This window comes from Streptomyces sp. NBC_01716, from assembly GCF_036248275.1.
Lineage (GTDB): Bacteria > Actinomycetota > Actinomycetes > Streptomycetales > Streptomycetaceae > Streptomyces.
In genome coordinates this window covers 7761688-7774134 of the sequence record NZ_CP109181.1, presented here as the reverse complement: position 1 = coordinate 7774134, position 12447 = coordinate 7761688, and the positions used below count along the sequence as shown (strand labels likewise).

Annotated in this window: 3 protein-coding genes; all 3 read right to left on the bottom strand. The window is 72.0% G+C overall.

Features of this window, described 5'->3' with window-relative positions:
- Positions 1 to 42: 42 nt before the first annotated feature.
- A complete protein-coding gene (locus tag OIE74_RS34685) occupies positions 43 to 1278 on the bottom strand; it encodes a cytochrome P450 (protein ID WP_329390851.1) in 1236 nt (411 codons plus the stop codon).
- Positions 1279 to 1326: 48 nt separating this feature from the next.
- Positions 1327 to 11328: an SDR family NAD(P)-dependent oxidoreductase gene (locus OIE74_RS34680; RefSeq protein WP_443076392.1), complete on the bottom strand. Its 10002-nt coding sequence runs from the start codon at positions 11326 to 11328 to the stop codon at positions 1327 to 1329.
- Positions 11329 to 11437: 109 nt separating this feature from the next.
- The gene (locus OIE74_RS34675) at positions 11438 to 12373 is read right to left on the bottom strand and encodes a proline iminopeptidase-family hydrolase (RefSeq protein WP_329390846.1); all 936 of its coding nucleotides are present in this window, start codon (positions 12371 to 12373) and stop codon (positions 11438 to 11440) included.
- Positions 12374 to 12447: the final 74 nt, after the last annotated feature.

The following is a 12447-nucleotide window of genomic DNA, read 5'->3' as shown; positions in this document are numbered from 1 at the left end:
ACTCCTTTCTTGCGTTGAGCGTTGAACCTGGTACCCGGCCGTTCAGCGGGTGAGGCGCACCGGGAGCGAGGTGTAGCCGGTCAGGCCCATGATGGCGCGGCGCCCGGGGGTGCCGGCCAGCTCCATGCTCGCGAACGTGTCGATCAGCTTCGGGAAGAGGTCTGCGGCCTCCATACGCGCGAGGCTGCCACCGAAGCAGAAGTGGGCGCCGGCGCTGAAGCTCAGGTGGGTGCCGTTGTCGCGGGTGAGGTCCAGGCGGTGCGGGTCCGGGAACCTCTCCGGGTCGCGGTTGGCGGCGGAGAGCAGGGCCAGGACGAGAACGCCCTCGGGAATGTCGACGCCGCCGATGGTGATGGGGCGGGTGGTGAGACGGCTCGACGCGGTGGTGTGGGCGGTGTGGCGCAGCAGCTCCTCGACGGCGGTCGGGGTGATGCTCTTGTCCGCGCGCCAGCGCTTCAGCTCGTCGGGGTGCTCCATGAGGGCGAGCACCCCGGTGGCGATGAGGTTGGTGGTGGCGGCGAAGCCGGCCGTGAACAGGAAGAGGATGAGCGCCAGCAGCTCCTCCTCGTCGAGCTTGCCGTTGGTGGCCTCCTGGACGAGCGACGACATCAGGTCGTCCTTGGGCTCTTCACGGCAGGCCTTGATCACGTCACGGAAGTATCCGGTCAGTTCCTCGGCCGCGGAGTCCGCGACCACCAGGTCCTCTTCGGTGTAGATGCCGGAGAAGACGCGTGACCAGTCGTCGGCCAGCTCCCAGGTGCGCTTGCCGTCCTCGTAGGGCAGGCCGAGCATGTCGCTGATGACCGCGACGGGGAAGGGCATGGCCAGCATCTCGACGATGTCGACGGGCTCGCCGCCCTCGGACTTCTCGATGATGGCGCTGATCAGTTCGTCGGTCCGCCGCTCGACCGCCGGCTGCATCTTCTTGATCTTGTTGGGGGTGAAGACGCGGCTGGCCAGACCACGGACACGGCCGTGGTCGGGAGCGTTGAGGGTGACCATCGAGTTCAGGTACATCCGCAGCGAGATGTGGTCGGCCCAGTCCTCACGCATCTGCGCGGCGGCGCGGGCACCGCTGTGGACGTCGGGCATCTTCAGGAGCGCGGTCACCTCCTCGTACCCGGAGAGCGCGTAGATGCCGAGCGCGGACTTGTGCACCCGGTTGACCGACTGCAGGGTCTCGTAGATGGGGAACGGGTCGTCGGGGAAGGGCGGCGAGAGCAGCTTGATCAACGCGTCGTCGGCCTGCTGGAACGTGGGGGTCGCTTCGGTGGTCACGTGGGTGGTTCTCCTCGTTGTGGATGGTTGTTCCGGTCCGGCGCGGTTCTACGGCGCGGACCGCGTGTCCAGCTCGCCGTCGAGAACGTCGAACAGTTCGTCGGCCGAGAGCGATTCGAGCTCGGTCTCCTCGCTCTCGTCCGGCCTGTGGGTCTCGGCCCAGCCGGCCGCGAGGGCGCGCAGCCGCTCGGCGACCCGGCCGTACGTCTCCTCGTTGGGCGTCGCCGACGCCAACGCCGCCTCCAGACGGGCCAGTTCGGCGTCCAGTGGGGAGGCCGCCGGTTCCTGGTCGCCGCCCAGCTGCTCGCTCAGCCGCTCGGCGACGGCGTCGGGCGTCGGGTGGTCGAACACCAGGGTGGCGGGCAGCTTCAACCCGGTCGCCGTACGCAGGCTGTTGCGCAGCTCAACGGCGGTGAGCGAGTCGAATCCGAGGTCCTTGAAGGCCCGGTCCGCCCGTACGGCGTCGACGCCGTCGTGCCCGAGCACCGCCGCGACGTGGGTCCGCACCAGATCCACCAGGAGCCGGTCACGCTCGGCCTGGTCGGCGGCTGCCGCGAGGCTGCGCCGCAGTGCCGCGCCGTCGTCCCCGCCGCCCGCCGCGCCCGGTCCGCCGGTACGGCGGCGCGAGGCGGGCACCAGGCCGCGCAGCAGCGCGGGCAGCCGGTCCGTCGAGCGCGCCCGCAGGGCGGCGGTGTCCAGGCGGAACGGCGCCAGCGCGGGCTCCCCCGTACGCAACGCGTCGTCCAGCAGGGCGAGTCCCTCCTCCTGCGAGAGGGCGGGCAGGCCCATGCGGAGCATGCGCTTGCGGTCGGCCTCGGCCAGCTCGCCGAGGCCGGTCTCGGCCTCCCAGAGGCCGAACGCCAGCGAGGTGACGGGCAGTCCGGCCTGGTGGCGGTGGCGGGCGAGCGCGTCCAGGAACACGTTGGCGGCGGCGTAGTTGCCCTGGCCCGCCGCGAGCAGCAGACCGCCCATCGAGGAGAACAGGACGAACGCCGACAGGTCGCGGTCGGCCGTCAGTTCGTGCAGATGCCAGGCCCCGTCCACCTTGGGGCGCAGGACCGCGTCCATACGCTCCGGTGTCAGCCCGCGGACAAGGCCGTTGTCCACGACGCCGGCCGCGTGGACCAGGGCCCCGACGGGGTGCCTGTCCAGCACGGCGGCGACGGCGGCGCGGTCGGCCACGTCGCACGCCTCGATGTCCACCCGGGCGCCGTGCGCGGTCAGTTCGGCGTGGAGTTCCGCCGCGCCTGGCGCCTTCGCGCCCCGGCGGCTGGTCAGGACGAGGTGCTGGACGCCGTGCGCCGTCACCAGGTGACGGGCGACGATGGCGCCGAGTCCGCTCGTACCGCCCGTGATCAGTACCGTCGTCGCCGGGTCCCACGGGGCGCGCTCCGCGTCGACCGCGGCGGCGGGTACGCGGGTGAGCGCGGGGACGAGCAGTTCGCCGTTGCGGACCGCCGTCTCGGGACGGTCGGCCAGGGGCGGCACGGTGGCCCCGTCCCCCAGGTCGAGCAGGAGGAACCGGCCCGGGTTCTCGGCAGCCGCCGCCCGGACCAGGCCCCATACGGGTGCCTGGCTCAGATCGACGTCCTCGCCCTCGATCGGCACCGCGCGACGGGTGACGACCGCGAGCTTCTCCTCGCTGCCGCCGTTGTCGGCGAGCCACTCCTGGATGCGGGCCAGCACCTGGTCGGCGACGGCGTGCGCGGCCTCGGGCGTGGGGCCGTCCGCCCGGGGGACCTCGTACACCACGACGGGTGTCTCCAGCGCGGGTGCTTCGGGCGCCTTGGTCCAGGTGAGGGAGAACAGCGACTCGCGGTGCTCGCCGTCGGCCCGAAGCTGCTCGGCCGAGACGGGCCTCGACGTCAGGGCGGCGACGGAGAGAACGGGGGCGCCGGTCTCGTCGGTGACCAGTACGTCCGTGCCGTCCTGGCCCTGGTTCGACAGCCTGACGCGCAGGGCGGAGGCACCGGCGCGGTGGAGCGAGACACCGTTCCAGGAGAACGGCAGCTCCGGTGCGTCCGACTCGGACGCGTCACCCTCCTCGATGAGCCCGACGTGCATCGCCGCGTCCAGCAGCGCCGGATGCAGGCCGAACCCGGCCGCGTCCGATCCCTCCGGGAGCGCGACCTCGGCGAACACGACGTCGTCGTCGAGCCGCCAGGCGGCCTTGAGCCCCTGGAAGGTGGGTCCGTAGTCGTAACCGCGGGCGAGGAGCCGTTCGTACGCGCCCTCCACCTGGAGCGGCTTGGCGCCCACCGGCGGCCACTGGGTCAGGTCGGACGACGGAGCGCCCGCCGAGGGTGCGAGGCCACCGGCCGCGTTACGGCTCCAGGTCTCGTCGTCCAGGGACGAGTAGATCTCGACGGTGCGCGCCTCGGAGTCGTCGGGGCCGCCGACGAGCACGCGGATGGCGACCGCGCCCTTCTCGGGGACGACGAGCGGTGCTTCCAGCATCAGCTCGTCGATCGTGCCGCAGCCGACCTGTTCGCCTGCGGCCAGGGCGAGTTCGACCAGTCCGGTGCCGGGCAGCAGCAGGGTGCCCAGTACGTCGTGGTCGCCGAGCCAGGGGTGGGTGTCGAGGGACAGACGCCCGGTGAACACCACACCGCCCGTGTCCGGGAGGGCAATCCCGGAGGTGAGCAGGGGGTGGTCGACCGCGTCCGCACCGGCGGCCGTGTTCGACTGTTCGACGAGCCAGAAGCGCTTGTGCTGGAAGGGATATGTCGGCAGATCCACCCGGCGGGCGCCTCGGCCGTCGAAGACCGTGTCCCAGTCGACAGGAACACCGGCCGCGAACAACCGGCCCACACCCGCGAACAGGCTCTCGACCTCGGGACGGTCACGACGCAACGTCGCCGCGAGAGTGCCCTCCGCAGTCTGCCCCGCCATCGCGGTGAGTACGCCGTCGGGCCCGATCTCCAGGAACCGCGTCACACCCTGGTCCTGCAACTCACGGACATCGTCGGCGAACCGCACCGCGCCACGCACATGCGCGACCCAGTAATCAGCCGACGCCACATCCCGAACCAGCCGGATCACCGGCTCGGAGTACGTGACACTCTCCGCGACCTTACGGAAATCGTCCAGCATCGGGTCCATCAAAGGCGAGTGGAAGGCATGCGACACCGTCAGACGGCTCCGCTTACGGTCGGTGAAGTACTCGGCAACCGCCGTGACTTCGTCCTCCACACCGGAAATGACCACCGAGGACGGGCTGTTGACAGCCGCGACCCCTACACCATCGGTCAGCAGCGGGGTGACTTCATCCTCGGTGGCCTGGATGGCGACCATCGCCCCACCGGCCGGAAGCGCCTGCATCAACTGTCCGCGTGCGGAGATCAGCCGGCCCGCGTCCTCAAGCGAGAACACCCCCGCCACATGCGCGGCGGCAAGCTCACCGATCGAGTGCCCGACCAGGAAGTCGGGCTTGATACCCCACGACTCCACCAGCCGGAACAACGCCACTTCCAGCGCGAAGATCGCCGGCTGAGTGAACTCCGTACGCCCCAGAGCCTCTTCATCCGCCCACATGACCTCACGCACCGCGGGGTCAAGAACAGCGCAAACCTCGTCAAAGGCCGCCGCGAACACCGGGAACGTCTCATACAACTCACGCCCCATACCCAGACGCTGACTCCCCTGCCCCGTGAACAGGAACGCCACCTTGCCCGCACCGGTCTCACCCGTGACCGTCTCGGACCCGACTAGCACCGCGCGGTGTTCGAGCGCGGCCCGGCCGGTCGCCGCCGAGAACGCCACGTCGAGCGCGTTCCCGTCCTTCACCAGTGCGCCGAAGCGCGCGATCTGCGTCTCCAGGGCCGCCGGGCTCTTCGCCGTGACGACCACCGGGGCGACCGGCAACTCCCGCCGCTCGACCGGGACTTCATCCACGGGCACGACTTCTTCGACGATGACGTGCGCGTTCGTTCCGCTGATGCCGAAGGAGGACACGGCGGCGCGGCGCGGGCGGCCCTCGCTGGGCCACTCGCGTGCCTCGGTCAGCAGCCGTACGTCTCCGGCCTCCCAGTCGACCTGCCGCGTCGGCTCTTCGATGTGCAGCGTCCGCGGAAGCTTGGCGTGACGCATCGCCTGGACCATCTTGATGATCCCCGCGACACCCGCCGCGGCCTGCGTGTGACCGATGTTGGACTTGATCGAGCCCAACCACAACGGCTTCCCGTCGACGCGGCCCTGTCCGTAGGTGGAGAGGAGCGCCTGCGCCTCGATCGGGTCACCCAAAGTGGTCCCCGTGCCGTGCGCCTCGACCGCGTCCACATCCGCCGCCGACAGACCCGCGTTCGCCAACGCCTGCTTGATCACGCGCTGTTGAGAGGGCCCGTTGGGGGCGGTCAGACCGTTGCTCGCACCGTCCTGGTTCAGCGCACTGCCCCGCACCACCGCGAGCACCGGATGCCCGAGACGACGCGCGTCCGACAGCCGCTCGACCACGAGGACGCCCGCGCCCTCGCCCCAGCCCGTGCCGTCGGTGGAGGACGAGAAGGACTTGCACCGGCCGTCGGCGGCCAGACCGCGCTGCTCGCTGAAATCGATGAACGACTGCGGTGTTCCCATGACGGTCACACCACCGACGAGGGCGAGTGAGCATTCGCCCGAGCGCAGCGCCTGCGCCGCCCAGTGGAGGGCGACCAGGGACGACGAGCACGCCGTGTCCACGCTCACCGCGGGGCCTTCGAGGCCGAGGGTGTAGGACACGCGGCCCGAGACGATGCTGCCTCCGCCGGTACCGCCGGGGTAGTCGTGGTACATCACCCCGGCGTAGACACCGGTCGCGCTGCCCTTCAGCGTGGTGGGCGCGATCCCGGCGCGCTCCAGCGCCTCCCACGACGTCTCAAGGAGCAGCCGCTGCTGCGGGTCCATGTCGAGGGCTTCGCGCGGGCTGATGCCGAAGAAGTCCGGGTCGAAGTCGCCCGCGTCGTGCAGGAATCCGCCGTCGCGTACGTATGTCTTGCCCGGAACGCCGGGCTCGGGGTCGTAGATGTCCTCCACGCCCCAGCCCCGGTCGGCCGGGAACTCCGATATCGCGTCGACGCCCTCGTCGACCAGCCGCCACAGCCCCTCGGGCGAGTCCACGCCGCCCGGGTAGCGGCAGGCCATCGAGACGATGGCGATCGGCTCGTCGTCCAGCGGGCTCGCGACGGTCGCGGCCGGAGCCTTCTCCACGGCTCCGGACAGCTCCTCCAGGAGATGTCCTGCCAGCACTCCGGGGGTCGGGTAGTCGAAGACGAGCGTGGCGGGCAGGCGGAGTCCGGTGGCTCCACCCAGCAGGTTGCGCAGTTCGATCGCGGTGAGCGAGTCGAATCCGAGGTCGCGGAAGGCCCGGTCGGGGTCGACCGAATCGGCTCCGGCGTGCCGCAGGACCATCGCGGCCTGGGTGCGGACGAGGCCGAGGAGTTCGGCGGCGCGTTCCGCCTCGTCGAGTCCGGCCAGGCGCTGCCGCAGCACGGCGGTCGCCGACGCGTCGGTGTCGATGACACGGCGTGACCGGCCCCGGACGAGGCCGCGCAGGATGGGCGGAGGCGTGTCGAAGGCGGCCAGGTCGAACCGGACCGGTACCAGCACGGGCTCGGCCGCGGCGGTGGCGGCGTCGAGCAGGGCGAGACCCTCCTCCGGCGCGAGGGAGCGCATGCCGGCCGAGGCGAGCCCGTCCGCCATGCCTTCTCCGGCCCATGGCCCCCAGGCCAGTGACAGCGCGGGAAGTCCGCCCGCGTGCCGGTGCCGCGCGAGGCCGTCGAGCAGGGTGCTGGCCGCCGCGTAGTTGCCCTGTCCGGGGGCGCCGAGTACACCGGCGACGGACGAGAAGAGCACGAACGCGGTGAGCCCCATGTCGCGGGTGAGTTCGTGGAGATGCCAGGCCGCGTCCGCCTTCGGGCGCAGCACGTGGTCGACGCGCTCGGGAGTCAGGGAGAGGATCACCCCGTCGTCCAGGACGCCCGCCGCGTGTACGACGCCGCCGATGGTCCGGCCGTCGAGCAGCGCGGCCAGGGCGTCGCGGTCGCCGGAGTCGCACGCGACGATCTCGACATCGGCGCCGAGCGCGGTCAGTTCCTCGGCGAGTTCGGCGGCTCCCGGCGCGTCGGGTCCCCGGCGGCTGGTCAGCAGCAGCCGGCGTACCTCGTGGCGGGTGACCAGATGACGGGCGACGGCGGCCCCGAGGGCACCGGTCCCGCCGGTGATCAGAACGGTGCGCGCGGTGTCCCAGACGGTGTCGGCCGCCCCCAGCGGCACGCCCGCCAGGCGGGGCACCAGCGTCTCGCCGCCGTGGACGCGCTGTTCGGGCTCGCCGGAATTGACGATCCGGCGGGGGTCGACCGGTGCGTCGGTGTCGACGAGGAAGAAGTGGCCGGGGTGCTCGCCCTCGGCGGCGCGTACGAGTCCCCATACGGCGGCGTGGCCGAGGTCGGAGCCGTCGAGCGCGCCGTTGGTGACGACGACGAGGGAGGTGTCGCCCTCCACCGCTGCCTGGACGGCCTCCAGTACGCCGGAGGTGACCGCACGCACCGCTGCCAGGGTGTCGCCGGTCGTCGGCGGGCAGTGGTGAACGCTCGCCTCGGTGTCGTCGGCGCCCGACCGGGCTTCACCGGCCGGGACCCAGTCCACCCGGAAGAGCGCGTTGGCGACGCGGGCCGCGGCCGGGGAGAGGCCGTCCGCGGTGACGGGGCGCAGTGTCAGCGACCCGACCGAGGCGACGGGCCGCCCCATGGCGTCGGCCAGTTCCAGGGACACCGACTTGTCGGCCCGGACGCTCAGCCGGACCCGCGCGGCCATGGCGCCCTCGGCGTGCAGGGTGACGTCGGACCAGGAGAACGGCAGTACGGTCGCGTCCTCGCCCGCCAGGTCGAGCACGTGCAACGCCGAGTCGAGCAGGGCGGGATGGAGGCCGAAGCCGCCGGCGTCGACACCCTCGGGGAGGGCCGTCTCGGCGAACAGCTCGTCGCCGCGCCGCCAGGCGGCGCGCAGTCCGTGGAACGTGGGCCCGTATTCGAGGCGTTCGTAGAGCCCTTCGACGGGAAGAGGCTCGGCGTCGCGCGGCGGCCAGGCCACCAGGTCGGTCGACGGTTCGGCCGCGTCGGGCGCCAGGAACCCCTCGGCGTGCAGGACCCATTCGCGGTCGAGCGGGGCGTCGTCGGCACGGGAGAACACGCTCACCGGGCGGAGCCCGGACGCGTCGGGCGCGTCGACGGCGACCTGGATGTGGACGCCGCCGTGCTCGGGCAGGAACAGGGGCGCCGCGACGTTGAGTTCCTCGACGCGGTTCCAGCCCACCTGGTCCCCGGCGCGCACGGCGAGTTCCACGTACGCGGTGCCGGGCAGCAGGACGGAGCCGAGCACGGTGTGGTCGGAGAGCCAGGGGTGGGCGCCGGTGGACAGCCGCCCGGTGAACACCACGCCGTCGGAGCCGGGCAGGTGCACCATCGCGCCGAGCAGCGGGTGGTCGGGCCGGTCGAGGCCGGCGGAGGTGACGTCGCCGCCCAGGCCGCGCTTGTCGAACCAGTAACGGGCCCGCTGGAACGGGTAGGTGGGCAGGTCGGCGCGCCGGGCGCCGCGGCCGTCGAAGACGCCCGTCCAGTCGACCTTCAGGCCCGCCGCGTGCAGCGCGCCGACTGCCGTGAGAACGGCGACGGTTCCGGCTTCCTTGCGGCGCTGGGCCGGGACGAGTACGGCGGTCTCGGCGGTGGTCGTGAGGCTCTGGCGGGCCATGGCGGTGAGGATGCCGTCGGGGCCGAGTTCGACGTACCGGGTGACGCCTTCGGCTTCCAGCCCGGTCACCGCGTCGGCGAAGCGGACGGTGTCACGGACATGGCCGACCCAGTACGCGGCTGTGGTGACGTCGCCGCTCGCCATGACGGGGACGGTCGGCTCCGCGTATGTGACGCCCTCGGCGACACGGCGGAAGTCGTCCAGCATCGGGTCCATCAGCGGCGAGTGGAAGGCGTGGGAGACCGTCAGACGGTTCGTCCTTCGCGCGCCGAGCTTGCCGACGACCTCGTCCACGGCTTCCGTGGTGCCCGAAAGCACCACGGACGTGGGGCCGTTGACGGCGGCGATGCCGACACCGTCCCCGAGCAGCGGGACGACCTCGTCCTCGGTGGCCTCGACCGCCACCATCGCGCCGCCCGTCGGCAGCGCCCCCATCAGCCGCGCCCTGGCGGTGATGAGCGTGGCGGCGTCGGCGAGGGAGAACACGCCGGCCACATGGGCGGCGGCGAGCTCACCGATCGAGTGACCGGCGACGAAGTCGGGCCGTACGCCCCAGGATTCGAGGAGCCGGAACAGCGCCACTTCGAGGGCGAAGATCGCGGGCTGGGTGAACTCGGTACGGCTCAGGGCCTCTTCGTCGTTCCACATGACCTCGCGCACGGCGGGGTCGAGAACGGCGCACACCTCGTCGAAGGCGCGGGCGAACACGGGGAACGCGGCGTGCAGGTCGCGGCCCATGCCGAGGCGCTGGCTGCCCTGTCCGGTGAAGAGGAAGGCGGTCAGTCCGGTGGTCCGCGCCGGGCCACCGATGGGCGCGCCGTCGGCCAACGCCGTGAGCGCGCCGAGGAGTTCCTCGCGGTCGTGGCCGACCACGACCGTGCGGCGGCTCAGCGCGGCGCGTGTGGTGGCGAGGGAGAACCCGAGGTCGACGGGGTCGAGGCCGGGCGTGTTCCGCAGGTGGCCGGCCAACTGCCGGGCCTGGGCGCGCAGGGCGGTCTCGGTGCCGGCCGACAGCGGCAGCGGGACGGGCACGTCCGAGGACGGCCGCGGCGCGGCGGACCCGGCGCCGGGCTCGGGGTCGGACTCCGCCTGCTCGATGATCACGTGGGCGTTGGTGCCGCTGACGCCGAACGAGGACACCGCGGCGCGGCGCGGCCGGTCGGCGTCGGGCCAGGCCCGGGACTCGGTGAGGAGGCGGACGTTGCCCGCGTCCCAGTCCACCTGGGGCGACGCCTCGTCGGCGTGCAGCGTCTTGGGCAGGGTGCCGCGCCGGATGGCCTCGACCATCTTGATGACGCCGGCGACTCCGGCGGCGGCCTGGGTGTGGCCGATGTTCGACTTGATCGAGCCGAGCCACAGCGGCTCTTCGCGGTTCTGTCCGTACGTGGCGAGCAGCGCCTGCGCCTCGATGGGGTCACCGAGTGAGGTGCCCGTGCCGTGGCCCTCCATGACGTCGACATCGGCGGGGGTCAGTCCGGCGGCGGTGAGCGCCTGCTGGATGACCCGGCGCTGGGAGGGGCCGTTGGGTGCGCTGAAGCCGTTGGACGCGCCGTCCTGGTTGACGGCCGTACCGCGCACGACGGCCAGCACGGGGTGTCCGTTGCGGCGGGCGTCGGACAGGGTCTCCAGCAGCAGGACGCCGGCGCCCTCGGCCCAGCCGGTGCCGTCGGCCTCGGCGGCGAAGGAGCGGCAGCGGCCGTCGGCGGAGAGCCCGCGCTGCTCGCTGAACTCGATGAATGTCTCGGGGGTGGCCATGACGCTGACGCCGCCGGCCAGCGCCAGGGTGCACTCCCCCGAGCGCAGGGCCTGCGAGGCCCACTGGAGCGCGACCAGCGACGACGAGCAGGCCGTGTCGACGGTGACCGCCGGGCCCTCCAGGCCGAGGGTGTAGGCGACGCGTCCCGAGACGAGGCTGCCGTCGCTGCTGGTGATGCCGTAGTCGTGGTACATCGCGCCGGCGAACACACCGGTGCGGCTGCCACGCAGGGACGCCGGGTCGAGACCGGCCCGTTCCATCGACTCCCAGGTGATCTCCAGCAGCAGCCGCTGCTGGGGGTCCATGGTGAGGGCCTCACGCGGGCTGATCCCGAAGAACTCGGGGTCGAACTGGGCGGCGTCGTGCAGGAATCCGCCCTCGCGCGCGTACGTCTTGCCGGGCTTTCCCGGCTCGGGGTCGTACAGCGCGCCCATGTCCCAGCCACGGTCGCCGGGGAACGGTCCGATCGCGTCACGGCCCTCGTCGACCAGCTCCCACAGCTCCTCCGGGGAGCCGACGCCGCCGGGGAACCGGCAGGCCATGCCGATGATCGCGATGGGCTCGGTGGCCACGCTCGCGGCGGCGCGCAGGCTCTCGTTGTCCTGCCGCAGCCGCTCGTTCTCGACGAGCGAGCCGCGCAGCGCCTCGACGATCTCCTCGACCTGGGCGTCCATGCGCTTCTCAGCCTCCGCTCACCGTTGTGGTCTGCGCGTCGCGTGCGCCGACCGTGTCAAGGAATGCGCCGAGCACCTCGTAGAACCGTTCCGGCTCCTCGAAGTGCGGGGCGTGGCTGGAGTCTTCGAAGATCTCCCAGCGGGCGTCCGGTATCAGTTCCTCGAAGGGGCGCACCGTGACCGGGGTGGCCTCGTCGTAACGGCCCGACAGGACGAGGGTGGGCACGTCGATGCTGGGCAGGTGGTCGATGACCGACCAGTCGCGCAGACTGCCGATGACATGGAACTCGTTGGGGCCGTTCATGGTGCGGTAGACCGTCGGGTCGCTGACGGCCTCCATGTACGAGGCCATGAGCTCGCCGGGCCAGGGCTGGACGCGGCAGACGTGCCGGGCGTAGAAGACCAGCATCGCCTCGATGTACTCGTCGCTGTCGGTGGTGCCGGCGGCCTCGTGCTTGCGCAGTGTGTCGTCGACGCCGGGCGGCAGCTGGGAGCGCAGGACGTCCATCTCGGCGAGCCACAGCGGGTAGGAGGCCGGTGAGTTGGCGATGACCAGACCGCGCAGCCCGGCGGGGCGCGCCGAGGCGTGCCAGGCGGCGAGCATCCCGCCCCACGACTGCCCGAACAGGACGTAGTCGTCGGCGATGCCGAGCCGGGTCAGCAGGTTCTCCAGCTCGTCGCGGAAGAGCTGCGGGTTCCAGAAGCCGGGGTCGGCGTCGGGCAGATGGGTCGAGCCGCCGTTGCCGAGCTGGTCGTAGTGGACCACCGTCCAGCCGCGTTCGGCGTAGACGGACAGACCCGTCAGGTAGTCGTGGGTGGAGCCGGGGCCTCCGTGCACGACGACGAGGGCCGGGCGGCCCGCGCCGGTCGGTCCGGTGACGCGGTACCAGGTCTTGAACTCCCGGAAGGGAACAGTCCCTTTGGCCGTGGGCGTGGACGCCATTTCTCAACCACTCTCATTTCGGGTCGTACTCGGCAGGTGCCGCGTCCCCGCACGCGGCGTGCACTTCTTCCGGG